Raw genomic sequence first — 19,756 nt, forward strand, 5'->3', positions numbered from 1 at the left:
CGCTTCCGGGCGTCCGTTAGCGTAGTGCTTCCTCGGGTTGTTAAGGAGACAGGGTATTTGGTGACCGAGCCCGGTGGCACCTCCCCCACCCCTTCTTCCTCCCGGCCTGTCCACCGCACCGTAGCGCTGCGAGTGCTCAGCGCGGGAGTCTTCGCGCTGGCCGGCCTGATCTTCTGGATGAGTTTCGACACCGCCAAGGGCGTGGACATCCGCAGCGACGACCCGCTGCCGAAGCTCTCCGACAACGTCCGCGGCAAGAGCGGCCAGAACGAGAAGCTGGAGAAGCAGGTCGCCGGGGTCCGCCAGGACGTCGACCGGCTCACCCGGCAAGGCAGCGGCCTGCCGCCTGCCGAGCGCAAGCGCCTGGACGACCTCGCCGCGGCGGCCGGCACCGACCCGCTGACCGGCTCCGGCGTACGGGTCACCCTCAACGACGCCCCGCCCAACGCCACCGCGCTGGTCCCCGGCGTCCCCGACCCGCAGCCCAACGACCTGGTCATCCATCAGCAGGACCTGCAGGCCGTGGTGAACGCGCTCTGGCGGGGCGGCGCCCAGGGCATCCAGATCATGGACCAGCGGCTCATCTCCACCAGCGCGGTCCGCTGCGTCGGCAACACCCTGATCCTCCAGGGCCGCGTCTACTCCCCGCCCTACCGGATCACCGCTGTGGGTGACCGGGGAAGACTGCGCCAGGCGCTCACCGACAGCCCCGCGATCCAGAACTATCTCCAGTACGTGCAGGCGTACGGCCTCGGCTGGAACGTGGCCGACCCCGGCCGGGTCACCTTGCCGGGCTACGCCGGCTCGGTCGATCTGCACTATGCGACACCTGTGACCCCGCGATGACCCGCCGAAGAGGCTCCCATGACCCGCCGGTGAGCGTGGCCGCGGGCCGTCAGGAGCCGCCGGATGAACCGATGCCGAAGCTTTGACCAGCACAGCCCCCTTGACGGTCGATCTCCCTTTACTCTGTTCCGGGGACTGTCGGGACGCAGAAGAAAGGCAGCACATGTACGGCTGGATCTGGCGACGCCTGCCGGGTAACGCGTGGGTGCGGGCGTTCACCTCGCTCGTGCTGGTCCTGGCCGTCGTCTACCTGCTGTTCCAGTACGTCTTCCCCTGGGCGGAGCCGCTGCTGCCGTTCAACGAGGTGACCGTCGACAACAACAACGGCATGAGCGCCGTCAGTGGGGTGGCCGCGGTTCTATGAGCGCACGCATCCTGGTTGTCGACAACTACGACAGCTTCGTCTTCAACCTGGTCCAGTACCTCTACCAGCTCGGCGCCGAGTGCGAAGTGCTGCGCAATGACGAGGTGTCACTGTCCCACGCCCAGGACGGCTTTGACGGGGTGCTGCTCTCCCCCGGCCCCGGCACCCCCGAGGAGGCCGGGGTCTGCGTCGACATGGTGCGGCACTGCGCGGAAACCGACGTGCCCGTCTTCGGCGTCTGCCTCGGTGTGCAGTCGATGGCGGTGGCGTACGGAGGAGTGGTCGGACGCGCTCCTGAGTTGCTGCACGGCAAGACATCGGCGGTAATGCATGAGGGAACCGGAGTCTTCGCCGGGCTCCCGTCGCCGTTCACCGCCACCCGCTACCACTCGCTGGCCGTCGAACGGGACACCCTGCCGGATGAGTTGCAGGTCACCGCGTGGACGGAGAACGGGATCATCATGGGACTGCGGCACCGGGACGTCGCCGTCGAAGGCGTGCAGTTCCATCCCGAGTCGGTGCTCACCGAATGGGGGCACCTGATGCTCGCCAACTGGCTGGCGGAATGCGGTGACCCCGGGGCGGTGGACCGCTCCCGCGGGCTCGCCCCGGTGGTCGGGGCGGGCGGCCGCTCAGGGAGGGCCGGGGCGTGACCACGCTCCGGCCGGAGCGTGCGTCCGACGGTCCGATGTCCTACGAGGACACCGGGCAGTTCGCCGCTGTCGTCCAGCAGCTCGACGACCCGCTGAACGACCCGCTGCCCGGCCGGCCCCCCGCGGTACCCGAGGAAGCGGCCCCGCTGCGGCGCCACGCGGCGCCTTCCTCCGAGGCGCCGCAGGCCCCTGAGACAGCAGCGGCGCAACCGCCGCCGGCCGCCCCGGAGGTACGGGAGCAGACACCGCCGGCCGCACCGCCCTTCTACGCCCGGCCGCTCATCACGGACCTTCCCTCGGCTCCGGCGGCGGCCTCCCCGTGGTTCAGCGGACCGGAGAGCGAGGACGGGAGCCGTGCGGCGGCGCCGGAACCGCCGGTACGTGAGCCCTTCACGACGCCTGAGGCGTTCGCGCCGCCCGGAGCTTTCCCGCCGCCCGGGGCGACGCGGCGCGAGACCCACCGGCGGGAGGCGTTCCCACTCCCGACGGAGCCCGTACGGCCCACCGAGCCCGTACGAACCGAGCCCGTACGAACCGAGCCCGTACGAACCGAGCCGGCAGCCGAACCCCTGCGAACCGAACCCCTGCGAACCGCTCGCACGCGGCCCGAGCCGGTGCGGCCCGTACCGCCGGCACCCGCGGCACCGCCCGAGCCGGTGCGGGCACCGCAGGCGGTACCGAGCGAGCTGGCGGAGACCGCGCAGCTTCCGGTGGTGCAGGACCCGGCGGCTCCGCCGCAGCCCCCGGCCGCCGGCGACGGGCCGCAGTTGGCCGGCGGCGAGACCGTGGCCGTGCCGCTGTCGGCGCCGCCGTTCGACGGGGGGCGGGCCGCCCGGCGGAAGGCCGCCCGCGGCGGCCACCGGGCCCGCGGCCGTACCCCGGGGCCCGCCGCGGCATCCACCGCGGCGACGGCGTCCGGCGCGGCTGAGCCGTCCGCCCCGCTCAGCAGGGTCGAGGCGCGCCGGGCCGCGAAGGCCGCCAAGGAGAGCCCCTCGGTCGTCATCAGCCGCGTCGTCGGTGAGCTCTTCATCACCGCCGGCGTGATCATGCTGCTCTTCGTCACCTACCAGCTCTGGTGGACCAACGTCCGTGCCCACCAGCAGGCCAACAGCGCCTCCAACAAGCTGGAACACCAGTGGGAGACCACCAAGGACGACCCGAACCGCGCGGCCGGCACCTTCTCACCCGGCCAGGGCTTCGCGATCATGTACATCCCGAAGCTGGACGTCAAGGCCCCGATCGCGCAGGGCGTCGACAAGAACTCGGTGCTCGACAAGGGCATGGTCGGCCACTACGACGGCTCCATGAACACCGCGATGCCGTGGGACAAGTCCGGCAACTTCGCGGTCGCCGCCCACCGCAACACGCACGGCGAACCCTTCCGCTACATCAACCACCTCGTCCCCGGCGACAAGGTGGTGGTGGAGACGGCCACCACCTACTACACCTACGAGGTCACCAGTTCGCTGGCCTCCACCCCGCCGTCCAACATCAGCGTGATCCAGCCCGTGCCGCCCGGTTCCGGCTTCACCAAGCCCGGCCGCTACCTGACCCTCACCACCTGCACGCCCGAGTTCACCAGCACCAACCGGCTGATCGTGTGGGGCAAGCTGATCGAGGAACGGCCGCGCAGCAAGGGCAAGCCCGACGCGCTGGTCGGAGGCTAGCGCCTGTGGCCACCGGGGCCGCGGAGCCGGCCGCCAGCAGCGAGCCGGCCCCGGCCGGCGATCCAGAACGGAAACGCGTGACGAGCAGCAAGCCGCCCACCCGGGGGCCGCTCGCGGCCACCATCAGCGTCATCGGCGAGATCCTGATCACCGCGGGCCTGGTCCTCGCCCTCTTCGTCGCCTACTCCCTGTGGTGGACGAACGTCGTCGCCGACCGCCACGAGAAGCAGGCGGGCGACAAGGTACGCCAGCAGTGGGCCCAGAGCGGCTCCGGCAGCGCCGGCGGTGACACGGCGCCCCGCGGCCTGGACATCAAGGACGGCATCGGCTTCCTGCACGTCCCCGCGATGGGCAAGAACTACGAGGTGCTGGTCAAGAAGGGCACCTCCACCGACGTGCTCAACGAGGGGGTGGCCGGCTACTACACCGACCCGACCCCCTCCGCGATGCCGTGGGACAACTCCGGCAATTTCACCCTCGCCGCCCACCGCGACGGTCACGGCGCCAAGTTCCACAACATCAACAAGATAAAGAACGGTGACCCGATCGTCTTCGAGTCCAAGGACACCTGGTACGTCTACAAGGTCTACAAGGTCCTCGACCAGACGTCGAAGTACAACGTCGCCGTCACCGACCAGGTCCCCAAGGAGTCCGGCAAGACCAAGCCGGGCCGCTACATCACCCTGACGACCTGCACGCCGGTCTACACCTCCCGCTACCGCTACATCGTCTGGGGCGAACTGGTCCGCACCCAGAAGGTCGACCCGCAGCGGACGCCTCCGGCGGAGCTGAAGCGGTAGCGGGTTCCCTTTTCCTGGGCGGACCCGAAAGGGGGGCGGCCCGCACCGGATGGTGCGGGCCGCCCCCCTTTCAGGTGTGAGGTGGAGCTCAGCGGTGGGGGTCAGCCGCCGAGACCGTTACCGCCCCCGCCATTGTTGCCGCCGCCTCCGAAGGCGACAGTCGTCAGGGTGATCTTCTGGCCTTCGTTGAGAGGCTGCCCTGCGGGAACATCCGAGGCCGTGACCACGGCACTGCCGTCATTCGGTCCGTTCACGACGATCTGGGGGTTGAGCTGCGTATTCTGCAGGTCCTGCAGAACGTCGGAGAGTTTCCGGAACTGGAAGGCCGGCATGGTCGCCGGCGGTGCCTGCGTCTGCGGGCCCGAGGAGACGGTCAGCACGATCTGGGTGTCCGGGGTCTGCGAGCTGAACGCGTTCGGGCTCTCACCGATGACGGTGCCCGCCGCTGCGGCGTTCGGCTGGTCCTGACGCTTGACGTTGGTGAAGCCGGCCTGGGCGAGCTGGGCCTTGGCGGTGTCGAAGTCCAGGTTCTGGACGTTCGGCAGCTGCTTCTGCTCCGGCGGTTCCGCCACCGTCAGGGTGACCGTCGCGCCCTTGGCGAGCTTCGTGCCGGCGTCCGGGTCCTGGGAGAGAACCGTGTCCTTCTCGTCGGTCGTGGACGTCTTGATCTTCTGCTTGACGTCGAAGCCGAGCTTCTCCAGCTGCTGCCGCGCCGCGTCGTACGTGTCGGTCGTGACGTCCGGCAGCGCGATCGGCGCCGGGCCCTTGGAGAGCACCACGGTGACCGTCTTGTCGGACGGGACCTTGGTGTCGGCGGCCGGGGTCTGCTTGCAGACGAGGTTCTTGTCGACGTCGTCGCAGAACGCCGGCGCACCCTGGACGACCTGCAGGTCGACATTGGCCGCCCGGGATTTGGCGTCGTCCAGCGAGAGGTTCAGGAAGTTCGGCACGGTCGCGCCGGAGCCCGGTGAACCGCCGTCGAAGATCGCCTTGCCGAGGAAGATCGCACCCACCAGCACCAGGATGCCGGCGACCACCAGCAGCACGGTCGAGGTGTTGTTGTTCTTCTTCTGCCGGCGCCGGTCGGGGCGGTCCTCGTAGCCGTAGCCGCCGTCGTCGTCGCGCATCGGCGGCAGCATCGAGGTCTGCGAGTCCGGCTGCATCGGCAGCGCCGTGGTCGCGGCGCCCTCACCGTACTGGTGCGGGTAGCCGTATCCGGCCGCGCCCATCGCCGCGGCCGCGGCGACCGGCTGGCCGTCCAGCGCGGCCTCCACGTCGGCCCGCATCTCGTCGGCCGACTGGTAGCGGTAGTTCGGGTCCTTGGTCAGCGCCTTCAGGACGATCGCGTCCATCGCCGGCGTGACCTCGGGGTCGTACACCGACGGCGGCTGCGGCTCCTCCCGTACGTGCTGGTACGCGACGGCGACCGGGGAGTCGCCGACGAACGGCGGCCGTACGGTCAGCAGCTCGTAGAGCAGGCAGCCGGTGGAGTACAGGTCGGAGCGGGCGTCGACCTGCTCGCCCTTGGCCTGCTCGGGGGAGAGGTACTGGGCGGTGCCGATGACGGCCGCGGTCTGGGTCATCGTCATGCCGGAGTCGCCCATGGCGCGGGCGATGCCGAAGTCCATGACCTTGACCTGGCCGGTCCTGGTCAGCATGACGTTCGCCGGCTTGATGTCGCGGTGCACGATGCCGGCCCGGTGGCTGTACTCCAGCGCCTGCAGGATGCCGACGGTCATCTCCAGCGACCGCTCGGGCAGCAGCTTGCGGCCGGAGTGCAGCAGCTCGCGCAGCGTCGAGCCGTCCACGTACTCCATCACGATGTACGGGATCGAGACGCCGTCGACGTAGTCCTCGCCGGTGTCGTACACGGCGACGATCGACGGGTGGTTGAGCGAGGCGGCCGACTGTGCCTCACGGCGGAACCGGGCCTGGAAGGACGGATCGCGGGCAAGGTCCACCCGCAGCGTCTTCACGGCGACGGTACGGCCGAGCCGGGTGTCGTGGGCGAGGTACACCTCGGCCATGCCACCACGGCCGAGCACCGAGCCCAGCTCGTACCGGCCGCCGAGGCGACGCGGCTCTTCCATAGCTCTGCCCTCTCTCAAACCCGATCTCAACCGAATCCGTTAACCATTGCCCTGTGCCTGCTCGGGCATACGCTACCGGGCGTGTCCGGCTCGGCCGCGCCCTGTCCCGACGCCGATACAGGACCGGTACCTGGGCGCGACCCGCCGCTTCCTCACTTGTTGAGGACTGCCTCCATCACCTTCTGGGCGATCGGCGCCGCCAGGCCGCCGCCGGAGATGTCGTCACGGTTGGCGGAGCCGTCCTCCACCACCACCGCCACCGCGACCGGCGAGCCCTGGTCGGTCATCGCGTACGAGACGAACCAGGCGTACGGCTTGCCCGCGTTGTTGAGTCCGTTCTGCGCGGTACCGGTCTTGCCGCCGACCCTGACCCCGGGGATCTTGGCGTTGGTACCGGTGCCCTTGTCGACCACCGTCTCCATCATCGACTGCAGCTTCTGCGCGTTCTCCGGGGACAGCGGCTCACTCAGCTTCTTCGGGCTGGTCTGGGCGATGGTGCTCAGGTTCGGCGCCACCAGCCTGTCCACCTCGTACGGCTGCATCAAGGTGCCGTTGTTGGCGATGGCGGATGCCACCATGGCCATCTGCAGCGGGGTCGCCGCGGTGTCGAACTGGCCGATGGAGGACTGGGCGACCTGGTCCGGGCTCATCTTGGTGTCGAAGTTGCTGGCGTCCACCCGGACCGGGACGAGCTGTTCCTTGTTGAAGCCGAACTGCTCGGCCTCGTCCACCATCGTCTTGAGGCCCATGTCGGCGCCGAGCTTGCCGAAGACGGTGTTGCACGAGTATTGCAGGGCCTGGCGCAGTGAGGCGTCCTTGCAGGGGATGCTGCCCTCGTTGACCAGGTTGATCGTCGTACCCGGCAGCGGGTACGGGTCCGGCGACTGGGTGCCCTTGTCGACGTCGGTGATCTTGCCGGACTGCAGCGCCGCGGCCGCGGTGACCAGCTTGAAGGTCGAGCCCGGCGGGTAGGTCTGGCGGATCGCCCGGTTCAGCATCGGGTCGTCCGAGTCGGCCTTCTTCTGGAGGTTGACCCAGTTGGTCTCGTCGGTCGTGGAATTGCCGGCGATGGTCGACGGGTCGTACGACGGGGTGCTCGCCATGGCGAGGATCGCGCCGGTACGGGGGTCGATCGCGGCGACCGCGCCTTTCTTGTTGCCCAGGCCCTTGAACGCCGCCTCCTGCGCCTTGGCGTTCAGCGTGGTGACGACGTTGCCGCCCTGCTTCTGCTTGCCGGTGAGCAGGTCGATGGTCCGGTTGAAGAAGAGCCGGTCGTCGTTGCCGGTGAGGAACTTGTCCTCGACGCCTTCGAGGAAGGACGTGCCGAACGCCTGCGAGGCGTGGCCGGTGACCGGCGCCCACATCGGACCGTCGGTGTAGGTGCGCTTGTACTTGAAGTCGCTGCCGCTGGTCGTGGTGTGGCCGGTGACCGGCTTGCCGTCCACGACGATGTCGCCGCGCGGCTGGGCGTACTGGTTGATCGCGACGCGGCGGTTGTGCGTGTCGTTGGCGAGCTGGTCGGCCTGGACGAACTGCACGTAGTTGACGCGCGCCAGCAGGGCGAGGACGAGCAGGCCGCAGAAGACCGCGACCCGTCGCAGGGGCTTGTTCACTGGCTGCGCACCACCTGGGTCGCTTCGGCATCGGGGGACGGGGCCGGGCTCGGGGCGGGACGCCGGGCGGTGTCGCTGATCCGCAGCAGGATCGCGACGAGCGCCCAGTTGGCGATCACCGAGGACCCGCCCTGGGCCAGGAACGGCATGGTCATACCGGTCAGCGGGATCAGCCCGGTGACGCCGCCGGCCACCACGAACACCTGGAGCGCGAAGGCGCCGGACAGGCCGACCGCCAGCAGCTTGCCGAACGGGTCGCGGGCCGCCAGCGCGGTCCGCATGCCGCGCTCGATCAGCAGTGCGTAGAGCAGCAGCACGGCCATCAGACCGGCCAGGCCCAGTTCCTCGCCGACGGTCGACAGGATGTAGTCACTCTTGGGGGCGATGCCGCCGATCAGCCGGGAGTAGCCCTGGCCGAGGCCGGAGCCGAAGATGCCGCCGGAGCCGAAGGCGTACTGCGACTGGGCGGTCTCGGTGACGCCGCCGTTGGCGGCGAGCTTCAGTGGGTGCAGCCAGTTGTCGACGCGGATCTTGACGTGCGGCTCGGAGGTGCCGACAACGGCCGCGCCGGCCCCGCTGAGCAGCAGGCCGAAGACGATCCAGCTGGTCCGCTCGGTGGCGACGTACAGCATGATCACGAAGAGGCCGAAGAAGAGCAGTGAGGTGCCGAGGTCGGTCTCGAAGACCAGGATCAGCATGCTCATCAGCCAGATCACCAGGATCGGGCCGAGGTCACGGCCGCGCGGCAGGTACAGGCCCATGAAGCGGCGGCTGGCCAGCGCCAGGGCGTCGCGTTTGACCATCAGATAACCGGCGAAGAAGACGGTGATGACGATCTTGGCGAACTCACCCGGCTGGAGTGAGCCGATACCCGGCAGGGTGATCCAGATCTTGGCGCCGTTCACCCCGGGGAAGAAGATCGGCAGCACCAGCAGCACCATCGCGGTGAACATCGAGATGTAGGTGTAGCGCTGCAGGATCCGGTGGTCCTTGAGGAAGATCAGCACGATCACGAAGAGCGCGAGGCCCACCGCCGACCACATCAGCTGCTTGGGTGCCATCGGGCCGCCGAGTGCCGGGGTGGTGATGGACGGTTCCTGGTCCAGCCGCCAGATCAGCACCAGGCCGAGGCCGTTGAGCAGGGTGGCGATCGGCAGCATCAGCGGGTCGGCGTACGGGGCGAACTTGCGTACCAGCAGGTGCGCGCCGCCGGCCAGGACGCCCAGGCCGACGCCGTAGCCGAGCAGTCCGGCCGGCACCGAGTCGTTCTTGGCCAGCCCTACGTTGATGTAGGCGAACACCGGAATGGCGACCGCGAAGACGAGCAGCGCCAGCTCGGTGTTGCGCCGGTTGGGCGCGCCGATGGACGTGATGGTGGTGGTGTTGCTGGCGCTCATGACGGGCCGGCCCCTCCTGCTACTGCTGGCCCGTACCGCATTCCCCGGCCAGCTGCTTCTCTTGCGGCGTCAGGGACGGGGTGGGCGTCGGGGTGGGCGTGGTGGTGGTCTTGACGGTCCCCGGCTTGCCCGTGGGCGGCTTGGAGTTGGCCTGGCCGGTGGCACCGCCGGCGCCGATCGAGCCCTTGGCGGCGTTCTGCGCGGCGGTCGCGGTCTTCACATCGGCGACCTTCTGGCAGACCTTGGCCTGCTGGAGCAGCTCGTCGGCCTTGTCGTTGGCCTGGCCGAGGCTGCCCACCGCGATGGTGTCCTTGAGCCGGTTCTGCTGGTAGGCGGGGAGGTACTTCAGTTCGATGTCGGCGCGGTCCTTGTGGACCTTCGACAGCTTGATCCAGGCCAGCTTCTGGTCGATGCCCTGGTAGACGGCGACATGGTTGCCGTTGGTGCCGACGTAGTACTGCGTCTGCGTCCAGGCGTACGCGCCGTACAGGCCGCCGCCGATCACCGCGAGCACCACGATCGTGACCAGGCTGCGCTTGAGCCAGCGGTGGCTCCTGCCGGGCTTGTCGAAGGCGTCCTCGTCGTACGCCCCGAAGGAGCCGAGGACGCCGCCTGACCCCTGGTCGCCGCTGCCGGGCGGGCCGAACGAGCCGGACGGGCCCGCCTGGTGCGGCGTGCGGCCCAGTTCGGAGGCGCGGCCGGCCGGAGTCTGCAGGTGGCGGGGGTCCTGGAGCGGCAGCTGGGTGTCGGCGACGGCGCCCACCACCACCGGGGTGTCATTGAGCTGGGCCGCCAGCGTGTCGCCGTCGTCGGTGTCCAGCACATCGGCGACGATGCACGTGATGTTGTCGGGTCCGCCGCCGCGCAGCGCGAGCTGGATCAGCTCCTGCACGGTCTCGTTGGGGGCCTGGTAGCCGGCCAGCGTGTCTTCCAGGGTCTGGTGGCTGACCACGCCGGACAGACCGTCGGAGCAGATCAGATAGCGGTCGCCGACCCGTACCTCACGGATGGAGAGGTCGGGTTCGACGTGCTCGCCGCTGCCCAGCGCGCGCATCAGCAGGGAGCGCTGCGGGTGGGTGGTGGCCTCTTCCTCGGTGATCCGGCCCTCGTCCACCAGCCGCTGCACCCAGGTGTGGTCCTGGGTGATCTGGGTGAGGACGCCGTCGCGCAGCAGGTACGCGCGGGAGTCGCCGACGTGCACCAGGCCGAGCCGCTGGCCGGTCCACAGCAGGGCGGTCAGGGTGGTGCCCATGCCCTCCAGCTGCGGGTCCTCCTGGACCATGTGCAGCAGCTGGTCGTTGGCCCGCTGCACCGCGCGGCCCAGCGAGGTCAGGATGTCGGAGCCGGGGATGTCGTCGTCGAGCGTGACGATGGTCGAGATCACCTCGGAGGAGGCGACCTCGCCGGCGGCCTGGCCGCCCATGCCGTCGGCGATCGCGAGCAGACGGGGGCCGGCGTAGCCGGAGTCCTCGTTCCCCTCGCGGATCATGCCCTTGTGCGAACCGGCGGCGAAACGCAGGCTCAGAGACATGCGTACCTCCCCCGTCGGCTCCGGGTACATCCGCACGCTGCCCACCCTCTCGCTCGCGCGTCGTGGCTCCGCTCGCCCATTGTGCGACTACTTCCGCAGCTCGATGACGGTCTTGCCGATGCGGATCGGCGCACCCAGCGGGACCGGGGTCGGCGTGGTCAGCCGGTTCCGGTCGAGATAGGTGCCGTTCGTGGATCCCAGGTCCTCGACGATCCACTGGCCGTCGCGGTCCGGGTAGATCCTGGCATGCCTGCTGGACGCGTAGTCGTCGTCGAGCACAATCGTGGAGTCGTGCGCCCGGCCCAGCGTGATGGTCTGGCCCTGGAGCGCGACCGTGGTGCCGGCCAGCGAGCCCTCGGCGACCACCAGTTTCGTGGGGGCGCCGCGCCGCTGCCGGCTGGCCTGCGGCTGCTGGCGCGCGGCGGGCGCCGCCTGCTGGCGCTGCTGGGGCGGGCGGGACTGGGTGTCCCCGCGGCGCGCGCCGCGCTGGGTCACCCGGGTTCCGAACAGGTCACTGCGGATGACCTGCACCGCGACGATCACGAACAGCCACAGCACGGCGAGAAAACCCAACCGCATGACCGTCAGGGTCAGCTCTGACATTGCCCCCGCTTCACCCTTCGGCTTGCCGGTACACGATGGTGGTGCTCCCCACGACGATGCGGGAGCCGTCGCGGAGCGTAGCGCGCTGGGTGTGCTGTCCGTCCACCACGATGCCGTTCGTGGACCCGAGATCCTGGACAACAGAGGGCGTACCCACCCGGATCTCAGCGTGTTTGCGGGAGACTCCGGGGTCGTCGACCCGCACATCGGCCTCCGTGGAGCGGCCGAGCACCAGGGTGGAGCGGGAGATCTGGTGGCGGGTGCCGTTGATCTCGATCCACCTGCGGACGCCGGCCGCGGGGGAACCGGCCGCGAAGCCGGTACCGGGGAGCCGGGTGACCGGGGCGGGGGCCGCCGACGCGCCGCCGATGGGCCGGGGGCCGCCGGGAGGCGGGGCGGCGGGCATCGGCGGGGGGCTCTGCGGGCGCTGCGGGGCGCCGGCCGCGGCCGGGCCGCCCTGACCGGGCTGCGGATAGGCCGGACGCTGCTGGTAGCCCTGCGGGCTCTGCTGGTACGCGGGCTGGCCGGGGGCCTGCTGGGCGTGCTGCGACTCGCTGGACGCCAGGGTGCGGCTGCGCACCCGGTACAGACCGGTGTCCAGGTCGTCGGCGCGCTCCAGGTGGACCTTGACCTGGCCCATGAAGCTGTACCGCTGCTGCTTGGCGTAGTCCTTGACCATGCCGGCCAGTTCGTCCCCGAGCTGGACCGCGTACGGGCTGAGCCGCTCGTAGTCCGTGGCGCTCAACTCCACGATGAAGTCGTTCGGCACCACGGTGCGGTCGCGGTTCCAGATCGTGGCGTTGTTGTCACACTCGCGCTGCAGCGCGCCCGCGATCTCCACGGGCTGCACCTCGCTCTTGAACACCTTGGCGAAGGTCCCGTTCACCAGGCCCTCCAACCGCTGCTCAAAGCGCTTCAGTACACCCACCGGGCACCTCCCTCCTCGGGGCCTTTCTTCGTGTCATTTCCGATACTGCTTACTGATCGTATCCACGCGTGGGAAAAACAGCTGGTTCCCCGATCTTGCTGGACAGGGCAGTGTCAACACTCACACCGCGCTGTGCCCGCCACGGACGCCCCACCCCCTGCCAACAGCGATGGTAGATGCGGCGTCCGTGCCCAGTCCCCGGTTCACCGGTCCCCGCCCGGTGTCCGGCGGCCCAGTGTGTCCGTCGCGTCCCACCAGTGTCCCGCACTGCCGCCCGTGTCCCGTCCGCCGCCTGCCCGCCGGCCGCCTGTGGGCCGTCCTCCCCAACCCACGTACCCCGTGGCCGCCGCTCCAGGCAGCTTCCGGGCCGACTGACCGCCGGGCGGGCGTCCTGCGGGTGTCGGCGGGGGGTCGGGGCCGGGCTGGGGCCGGGCTGGAGCCGGGTCGGGGCCGGGCCGGTCGGGGGTCTGCGGGCAGCCGGGGGGGCGGTCCGGGGGCGGTCCGGAGGCGGGGAAAAGGGATGTGATTCCACTCCGGGCGCCGTGCTAATCTTCTGCATGTCGAGAGGCGCTCTCACACCAACAGGACCGGCCAGTCCCGTGGGTGTACAGGACCCGAACGGCGACACCCATGCGCGGGTGGCGGAATAGGCAGACGCGCTGGATTCAGGTTCCAGTGCCCGAAAGGGCGTGGGGGTTCAACTCCCCCCTCGCGCACAGAGAAGTACCGAGGAAACGGGTCCCCGGTGATGACGGAAGTCATCACCGGGGACCCGTTTCTTTGTGCGTGGGGTGACCTTTCCCGCGTGTCGTGCTCAGGACCGGCCGGCGGGGCCCGCGGTGGCGGGCGGCGGGGTCGGGCCGCGACACCGGTGCGGCGAGACCGGGCCCGACGCGGTCCGCCGCCGCGAGATGCCGCCGGGGGTGTCCTTCCCCGGGCGTACTCACTCCGGTGGAGGCGTCGGCCCGTCCCGGCCGGGAGGAGCGGGCCCGCCGGGCCGCCGAGCAGGTGGCGTCCCGGCCGGTCTCCGGTTAAGGGCGTGTCAAGCAATCGACACACGCTGCGGAGAACGGTGGCACGCGACGGGGAACCGGGGCAGGGTGGTGTCCGTTGGAGTCAATGGGCAAAGGAATCGTCAAGTGGCGCGGCCCGCGCCGAACCGAGCAGGGAGATCCACCATGGGTGTCAGCCTCTCCAAGGGCGGCAATGTCTCGCTGACGAAGGAGGCCCCCGGACTCACGGCGGTCACCGTCGGCCTGGGCTGGGACGTACGCACCACCACCGGCACGGACTTCGACCTCGACGCGAGCGCGCTGCTGCTCGACACGTCGGGCAAGGTCGTGTCGGACAAGCACTTCATCTTCTTCAACAACCTCAAGAGCCCCGACGGATCCGTCGAACACACCGGTGACAACCTCACGGGTGAGGGCGAGGGTGACGACGAGGCCATCAAGGTCAACCTGGCCACGGTGCCCGCCGAAGTGGACAAGATCGTCTTTCCGGTCTCGATCTACGACGGTGAGACCCGTCAGCAGAGCTTCGGCCAGGTGCGCAACGCCTTCATCCGGGTCGTCAACCAGGCCGGCGGCACGGAGATCGCTCGTTACGACCTGACCGAGGACGCCTCCACCGAGACCGCGATGGTCTTCGGTGAGCTCTACCGCAACGGTGCCGAGTGGAAGTTCCGGGCCGTCGGCCAGGGTTACGCCTCCGGCCTGCGCGGCATCGCCCAGGACTTCGGCGTCAACCTCTGACAACCTCTGACGTGTCCGCGGGCACGTCTGCGGATACGTCCGACGGAGCGGCGCGGCGGCACAGCAGTACACGCGAAGCAGCGGGGCCACGCCCGCCGGCGGCGAAAATCGCCGGCGGGCGCAGCCTCGCGTCCATGTCCCGGCCCTCTCCGGCACACCGGCCGTCTCTGGCGTGCGGCCGTCTCAGGCCCCCGGCCGCCCGGGTCTCCCGGCCGTCTCCGGCGCCCCTGGCCCGCCCCACACGGCGGACCGGGGGCGCCGCAGGTTCTACGGTCGTGCGGTGGTCGCGTCCGCGTTGTAGCGGACCAGATATCCGGCGAAGCGCTCCAGATCCGCCGGTGACCAGGCCGCGAGGCGCTCCTCGAAGGCGGCCCGGCGCCGTACCCGGGCATCGGCCAGGATCGCGACACCCCGGGGCGCCAGGTGGAGCACCTGGACACGGTGGTCGGTGGTGTCCGTCCGCCGCTCGATGAAGCCGTCCCGCTCCAGCGCGGCCACCTGACGGCTGACCGTGGACTTGTCCAGCAGGTAGTGCGCGGCCAGGTCGGTGGCCCGGCAGTCCTGCTGTTCCTCCAGGTGGGAAAGGATCGTGTATGCCACCAGGGAGAGGTCCGGGTGCATCCGCGCGGCGGCGGCGCGCGCCCGCCGGGCGAAGGCGGTCAGTTCGCGCTGGATGCTCTCCAGGGACTGCCGCCGGCCGGGCTCGTCCTGGACGGGCGGCATGTCCACCGCGGGCAACGCTTCCCCTGGGGGCATCGGGCACTCCGCTTCTCCGGGCGTGAAGGTTGTAGAGTGCAACAATATCAGCTGGGCAGCGGAAGCTCGAACCAGACGACCTTGCCGACCGCCTTGCGGCTGGTCCCCCAGCGGCGCGAGAGATGCGACACCAGTGCCAGGCCGCGCCCCCGCTCGTCATCGGCGTCGGCGCGCTGCAACTGCGGCAGGTTGTGGTTGTCGTCGCTCACCTCGACCAGCAGTTTGCCGACCCGCATCAGCCGGAGTTCCACCTCGTACGACGCGGCCTTGATCGCATTGGTCACCAACTCGCTGACCAGCAACTCCGCCGTGTCGCTGAGCCGTTGCAGACCCCACTGGGCGAGCTGGCGGCGGGTCAGCTCACGCGCCGCCGCCACTTCGCACTCGTCCAGACGCAGCGTCCAGCGGACGACGTCCTGCGGTGCGATGCCCTCGAACCGGGCGACCAGCAGCGCCACATCGTCCCTGCGGTCCTCCGAGTGCACCCGGGCGAGGATCTGCGCGCACACGTCCTCCGGGCTCTGGTCCGGTTCGATCACCGTCGCGCACAAGGCGGCGAGACCCGCGTCTATACCCTGGCCGCGTACCTCCACCAGGCCGTCGGTGCACAGCACCAGCCAACTGCCGTCCGGTACCGGGATCTCCACCGTCTCGAACGGCACCCCGCCGACCCCGATCGGCGCCCCGCCGGGGATCTCCAGCAGCTCGCTGGGCCCGTCGTAACCGGCCGCGAGCACCGGCGGGATGTGGCCGGCGTTGGCGAGGGTCAGGGTGCGCAGAATCGGGTCGTAGACGGCGTAGACGCACGTCGCCAGGTGATCGGTGCCGAGGCGGTGGGCCAGGTTGTCGAGGTGGCGCAGCAGCTGGGCGGGCGGCAGGTCGAGGGCCGCCATGGTGATCACGGCGGTCCTGAACTGGCCCATCACCGCCGCGGCCTGGAGCCCATGCCCCATCACATCGCCGACGATCAGGGCGACCCGGCCGCCGGGCAGCTGGATCGCGTCGAACCAGTCGCCGCCGACCTGGGCCTGCCGGTCTCCTGGCATGTAGTGGTGGGCGATCCGGACGCCGGGGATTCTGGGCGGGCGGGTCGGCATCATCGAGCGCTGCAAGGTGGCCGCGGCGCGCGATTCCTGGTGGTGCAGACGCGCGTTGTCGATGTGTGCGGCGCCGCGGCCCACGATCTCGGTGGCGATGGCGGAGTCCCGCGCGTCGAACGGCCGGCGGCCGGGAGCCCGCAGGAAGCAGACCCGGCCGAGCACGGTGCCGCGCGCGGTGAGCGGCGCCACGATCACGGAGTGGCCGGTCAGCAGCGGGCCGAGCGCGGGCACGCCCAGGTCGGCGGCGATGTCCGGGGCCAGCGCCGGGTCCACCACCGGGACCAGCAGCGGGGCGCCCAGCCGCGGCACGATCTGGTCGGCGGTCAGCGTCAGCAACTCGCCCTCGGGCAGCGCCGTCTCCCACACCCCCGGCGGACCCGGGTGGGCGATGGCGACCCGGCGGACCAGCATCTTGTGCCCGGGCCTGTCCTCGGCGGGCGGCTCGGTGTCGGAGAAGAGCCGGTCCACCACGAGGACGGCGGCGACGTCGGCGAACCGCGGCACCGTCACCTGGCACAGCTCGCGGGCAGTGGTGTGCAGGTCGAGCGTGGAGCCGACCATCGCGCCCGTCGCGCGCAGCAGCGAGAGCTGTTCGTCGAGCGCGGTGCCGGTCGACGGACGGGCGTCGGCTCCCGGCGGCACGGTGGTGAAGGAAGGCGACGACAGCGGCGGGGAGAGCGAGGTGACCGAGGGCAGCGGCACGGCGGTCAGGGCGGAGGCGCTGGACAGGTCGGCCTGGGGCGGTGCGCCGGGCCGCTCGCCGGCCGCCCGCTCGCCGGCCGCCCGCTCACCGGCCGCGCCCTCGCGCGGTGGCGGCAGCAGCTCCCGGCGCACCGAGGGGGCGGTGGCGCCGGAGATCGCGGCGAACCGGGCGTAGTCGTGCGGGACGACCGGCAGCCGGGTGCCGCCCTCGACTTCGAGGCCGGGGTGGCCCAGCGCCGCGATCTGGCGCACGATGCGGTCGAGCCGGCCGGGACTGACGCCGGGCAGCACGCTGGCGAGCCGGGCGGCCATCGCCTCGTCGGCCGCCGGATCGGCCGCGGGTGTCAGCACCGCGGCGACCGAGATGTCCTGCCGTTGCGGGCCCTCCGCGGTGTAGGGGAGCAGACGGCCGCCGAGGGCGATCCGCAGGCTGCCGGTGCGCAGCGGCTTGGCGTGCGCCGCGATGGCCAGCAGACTCCGGCCGCCCGGCTCCACCAGGCGGTACGTCCACCACAGCACGTCCTTGAGGACGCCGTCCCGGTCGGCCGCCGCCAGCGCGCCCGCCCACGCGGGGTCGGTGAGGTCGTCCAGCAGGTCGAGGGTGTCCTGGGGCTGCGCCGCCGAGCGGACGGAGGCGGTGGCGGTGGCCGGGGACGTGGCGGAGAGCAGGCCGGAGGCGCGGTGGCCGAAGACGTGCTCCCAGCGGTGGCCGAAGAGCTCTTCGGCGCCGCGGTTCCAGTACGAGACGCGGCCGTCGGGGTCGACGCAGAGGACGGCGAGGCGGACCAGCGCGGCGACACCGGGCAGCGGGCTCTTCGCGGCAGCGAGGGCAGCGGCGGTGTCCGGGACCGGGTGAGGGTTCGCGCGACCGGCCGGCGCGGGCCGCGCGGTGGGCTCCGCGGCGGGAGCGGGCACGGAGGAGGACATACGGGCGCGCCGGGGGGCGACGTGGTCGGCCGTGGGAGGGCTCTGCGGGCGCTCCTGGGGGCCGGAGCCGGGGCTGGGGCCAGGACCGGGGCCGGGCCTGGGGCCGTCCCGGGCCGGGACATCCGGGTGCTGGTGCGGCTCTTGTCCGTCGCGCTGTTCGTGGCCGACAGGGGCGTCGGTGTGGTGGTCTGCGTCGGGGGATGCGGTCTGGCGGGTGATCTCGTCCAACGTCGGGCACCTGCGGTTCGGCGCTGAGTAGGGTCCTTCCTTCGCCTAGGCAAGCACGAAATCGTGGGCGGAGTCGACCGAATTGCCGGATTGCCGCCCGACAGTGGGAGTTTGACGGGACGTCCGCTGACGCCGAGCCGGCGGAGAAGGGAGCGGGCCAGGGAGCGGGCGGTGGGGGCAGTGGGGGCCGCACGCGGCCGGTTCCCCGGCCCGGCCCGACCAGGCGTCGGCGCTGCGGGCCTGTCCGGACGGTCCGCGGTTCCACGTGGAACATCTCCGGCAGATGGCCGGTGACGGTCCCGGGCCTCGGGGGCCGCTCGTGTGCGGCCGGGCCTGGTGATTGAGGGGTCGAGGCCGTACAGGGCCTAGGCTGTGCGGGTGACGAACACCTCCGGAACCGAATCCTCGGCAGCCGCCTCCGCGCCCGCGTCGGACGCCGAGGACCGGCTGGCGAAGGCGGTGCGCGCCGCCGAACAGGCCCTCATCGAGTTCGAGATCGCGGTGGAGACCTACCGGGTCGAGGTGGAGAACTTCTCCCGGCTGCACCACCAGCGGCTCGGTCCGATGTACGCGCGGCTCGACGAGCTGGACGCGCTGATCGCGGAGGCCGTCGCGGCGCACAGCGGTGACCGGGCCGACATCGAGCGGGCCTGGGAGGCCAGGGCCCTGGTGATGCCGATGCCCGGGGTCGAGGAGCTGTTCGGCGGCCTGCTCGGATCGGACGGCGTCCGGCCGGTGGAGGACCCGAACCCGCCGCGCCGGGTCCGGCCCGGCAAGGAGGCCCAGCGGCTCTACCGGGAACTGGCCCGCAAGGCCCACCCGGACCTCGCCCAGGACGAGGCCGAGAAGGAGCGCCGCAGTGCCTTCATCGCCCGGGTGAACGAGGCCTACTCCTACGCGGACGAGGAACTGCTGCGGGCGCTGGCGGAGGAGTGGGAGGCCGGGCCGGTACCGGAGGAGGAGCTGCCGGGCGAGGCCGAGGTGCTCTACGCCCGGCTGGAGTGGCTGGCAGAGCGCAAGGAGAAGCTGGCCGCGGTGGCCGCCGAGCTCGCGGACAGTGCGATCGGGCAGATGATGGGGCTGGCACCGGAGGATCCGGACGCGCTGCTCAACGAGATCGCCGAGCAACTGCTCACCCAGGTCGCCAGCCGTGAGGCCCGGCTCGCCGAGCTGGTCCGCCAGACCTCCGGCGGCTGAGCGGACCGGGCCTCGTCGCCGGCCCTGTTTCCGTCCCTGTCGCAGTTCCCCTGAGCGTCCCCGTCCCGCTCTTGCCGCAGTGCTGCCGCAGGCGGGGCGGCCGGTACCGCGGACGGCTGAGGTAGCTTTTCTACGTTCCCTGTGAGCGGTCCGCGCCCGGCGCGGACCGCCGCTCTTGCCGTGTTCCAGGAGGCGCGTCCGATGTTCCGCTCCCAGTTGCCCAGCGTGGATGCCACCGCTGTCCCGGCCGACGCGATCCTGCTCGACGTCCGGGAGAACGACGAATGGGCCGCCGGGCACGCCGAAGGCGCCGTCCACATCCCCATGAACGAAGTCGTCACCCGAATCTCCGAGCTGCCCGAGGGCGGCCGGGTGCACGTGGTCTGCCGGGTCGGCGGCCGCTCGGCCCAGGTCACCCAGTACCTGATCGCCCAGGGCGTCGACGCGGTGAACGTCAACGGCGGCATGCTCGACTGGGAGGCCGCGGGCCGCCCGGTGGTGGACGGCACCGGCGCCGAGGGCTACGTCCTCTAGACGCCGTCAGCCGGGCGCCGTCAGCGGCCGCCACCAGCCGGGCCCCGGACGTGGGAGGCCGGAGCC

General features: G+C 71.1%; 16 protein-coding genes and 1 tRNA gene. 9 read left to right on the forward strand and 8 right to left on the reverse strand.

Annotation, left to right across the window (positions count from 1 at the left end):
* Positions 1–60 precede the first annotated feature (60 nt).
* From OG552_RS18195 to OG552_RS18215, 5 genes are all read left to right on the forward strand, one after another.
* Positions 61–846 carry a DUF881 domain-containing protein gene (locus OG552_RS18195; protein WP_443070964.1) on the forward strand — a complete coding sequence of 262 codons (786 nt, stop codon included), beginning with the start codon at positions 61–63 and terminating at the stop codon, positions 844–846.
* Between the two features lie 163 nt (positions 847–1,009).
* The gene (locus OG552_RS18200; protein WP_329134197.1) at positions 1,010–1,210 is read left to right on the forward strand and encodes a hypothetical protein; all 201 of its coding nucleotides are present in this window, start codon (positions 1,010–1,012) and stop codon (positions 1,208–1,210) included.
* Positions 1,207–1,863 carry an aminodeoxychorismate/anthranilate synthase component II gene (locus OG552_RS18205; protein ID WP_329134198.1) on the forward strand — a complete coding sequence of 219 codons (657 nt, stop codon included), beginning with the start codon at positions 1,207–1,209 and terminating at the stop codon, positions 1,861–1,863. The genes OG552_RS18200 and OG552_RS18205 overlap by 4 nt, the downstream gene beginning before the upstream one ends.
* Positions 1,860–3,530, forward strand: a complete 1,671-nt coding sequence (locus OG552_RS18210; RefSeq protein WP_443070965.1) for a class E sortase — start codon at positions 1,860–1,862, stop codon at positions 3,528–3,530. Before OG552_RS18205 ends, OG552_RS18210 begins: the two co-directional genes overlap by 4 nt.
* A gap of 5 nt (positions 3,531–3,535) precedes the next feature.
* Positions 3,536–4,330, forward strand: a complete 795-nt coding sequence (locus OG552_RS18215; RefSeq protein ID WP_443070966.1) for a class E sortase — start codon at positions 3,536–3,538, stop codon at positions 4,328–4,330.
* A 101-nt stretch (positions 4,331–4,431) separates the two neighbouring features.
* Here OG552_RS18215 and pknB read toward each other — a convergent pair whose 3' ends face one another.
* From pknB to OG552_RS18245, 6 genes are all read right to left on the reverse strand, one after another.
* Complete coding sequence (gene pknB / locus OG552_RS18220) at positions 4,432–6,420, reverse strand: Stk1 family PASTA domain-containing Ser/Thr kinase (RefSeq protein ID WP_329134200.1); 1,989 nt, start codon at positions 6,418–6,420, stop codon at positions 4,432–4,434.
* A 152-nt stretch (positions 6,421–6,572) separates the two neighbouring features.
* Positions 6,573–8,033, reverse strand: coding sequence for a peptidoglycan D,D-transpeptidase FtsI family protein (locus tag OG552_RS18225; protein WP_329134201.1), 1,461 nt, complete (start codon positions 8,031–8,033; stop codon positions 6,573–6,575).
* The gene (locus OG552_RS18230; RefSeq protein ID WP_329134202.1) at positions 8,030–9,430 is read right to left on the reverse strand and encodes an FtsW/RodA/SpoVE family cell cycle protein; all 1,401 of its coding nucleotides are present in this window, start codon (positions 9,428–9,430) and stop codon (positions 8,030–8,032) included. The genes OG552_RS18225 and OG552_RS18230 overlap by 4 nt, the downstream gene beginning before the upstream one ends.
* A gap of 19 nt (positions 9,431–9,449) precedes the next feature.
* Positions 9,450–10,991, reverse strand: coding sequence for a Stp1/IreP family PP2C-type Ser/Thr phosphatase (locus OG552_RS18235; protein WP_443071173.1), 1,542 nt, complete (start codon positions 10,989–10,991; stop codon positions 9,450–9,452).
* A gap of 57 nt (positions 10,992–11,048) precedes the next feature.
* Positions 11,049–11,564, reverse strand: coding sequence for an FHA domain-containing protein FhaB/FipA (locus OG552_RS18240; RefSeq protein WP_329134204.1), 516 nt, complete (start codon positions 11,562–11,564; stop codon positions 11,049–11,051).
* Between the two features lie 10 nt (positions 11,565–11,574).
* Positions 11,575–12,492: a DUF3662 and FHA domain-containing protein gene (locus OG552_RS18245; protein WP_329134205.1), complete on the reverse strand. Its 918-nt coding sequence runs from the start codon at positions 12,490–12,492 to the stop codon at positions 11,575–11,577.
* A 632-nt stretch (positions 12,493–13,124) separates the two neighbouring features.
* Between OG552_RS18245 and OG552_RS18250 the strand changes: the two genes are divergently transcribed.
* Positions 13,125–13,208: transfer RNA gene (locus tag OG552_RS18250), tRNA-Leu, on the forward strand.
* Positions 13,209–13,670: 462 nt separating this feature from the next.
* On the forward strand, positions 13,671–14,246 hold the full coding sequence (locus OG552_RS18255; protein ID WP_329134206.1) for a TerD family protein: 576 nt from the start codon (positions 13,671–13,673) through the stop codon (positions 14,244–14,246).
* Positions 14,247–14,513: 267 nt separating this feature from the next.
* Here the strand turns inward: OG552_RS18255 and OG552_RS18260 are convergent, their stop codons facing one another.
* Both OG552_RS18260 and OG552_RS18265 read right to left on the reverse strand, forming a co-directional pair.
* Complete coding sequence (locus OG552_RS18260) at positions 14,514–14,969, reverse strand: MarR family winged helix-turn-helix transcriptional regulator (RefSeq protein ID WP_329140917.1); 456 nt, start codon at positions 14,967–14,969, stop codon at positions 14,514–14,516.
* 80 nt (positions 14,970–15,049) lie between these two features.
* Positions 15,050–17,959, reverse strand: a complete 2,910-nt coding sequence (locus OG552_RS18265) for an ATP-binding SpoIIE family protein phosphatase (protein ID WP_329134207.1) — start codon at positions 17,957–17,959, stop codon at positions 15,050–15,052.
* Between the two features lie 378 nt (positions 17,960–18,337).
* On the opposite strand from OG552_RS18265, the gene OG552_RS18270 reads away from it, so the two are divergent.
* The gene (locus OG552_RS18270) at positions 18,338–19,156 is read left to right on the forward strand and encodes a hypothetical protein (protein ID WP_329134208.1); all 819 of its coding nucleotides are present in this window, start codon (positions 18,338–18,340) and stop codon (positions 19,154–19,156) included.
* Positions 19,157–19,357: 201 nt separating this feature from the next.
* Positions 19,358–19,690, forward strand: a complete 333-nt coding sequence (locus tag OG552_RS18275) for a rhodanese-like domain-containing protein (RefSeq protein WP_329134209.1) — start codon at positions 19,358–19,360, stop codon at positions 19,688–19,690.
* Positions 19,691–19,756: the final 66 nt, after the last annotated feature.

The organism is Streptomyces sp. NBC_01476 (genome assembly GCF_036227265.1).
Classification (GTDB): domain Bacteria; phylum Actinomycetota; class Actinomycetes; order Streptomycetales; family Streptomycetaceae; genus Actinacidiphila.

Excerpts from the sequence above, each read along its gene's own strand:
- OG552_RS18200 (WP_329134197.1), top strand. The coding sequence starts at position 1,010 with ATGTACGGCTGGATCTGGCGACGCCTGCCGGGTAACGCGTGGGTGCGG.
- OG552_RS18205 (WP_329134198.1), top strand. The coding sequence starts at position 1,207 with ATGAGCGCACGCATCCTGGTTGTCGACAACTACGACAGCTTCGTCTTC.
- pknB (WP_329134200.1), bottom strand. The coding sequence starts at position 6,420 with ATGGAAGAGCCGCGTCGCCTCGGCGGCCGGTACGAGCTGGGCTCGGTG.
- OG552_RS18230 (WP_329134202.1), bottom strand. The coding sequence starts at position 9,430 with ATGAGCGCCAGCAACACCACCACCATCACGTCCATCGGCGCGCCCAAC.
- OG552_RS18235 (WP_443071173.1), bottom strand. The coding sequence starts at position 10,991 with ATGTACCCGGAGCCGACGGGGGAGGTACGCATGTCTCTGAGCCTGCGT.
- OG552_RS18240 (WP_329134204.1), bottom strand. The coding sequence starts at position 11,564 with ATGTCAGAGCTGACCCTGACGGTCATGCGGTTGGGTTTTCTCGCCGTG.
- OG552_RS18255 (WP_329134206.1), top strand. The coding sequence starts at position 13,671 with ATGGGTGTCAGCCTCTCCAAGGGCGGCAATGTCTCGCTGACGAAGGAG.
- OG552_RS18260 (WP_329140917.1), bottom strand. The coding sequence starts at position 14,969 with ATGCCGCCCGTCCAGGACGAGCCCGGCCGGCGGCAGTCCCTGGAGAGC.
- OG552_RS18275 (WP_329134209.1), top strand. The coding sequence starts at position 19,358 with ATGTTCCGCTCCCAGTTGCCCAGCGTGGATGCCACCGCTGTCCCGGCC.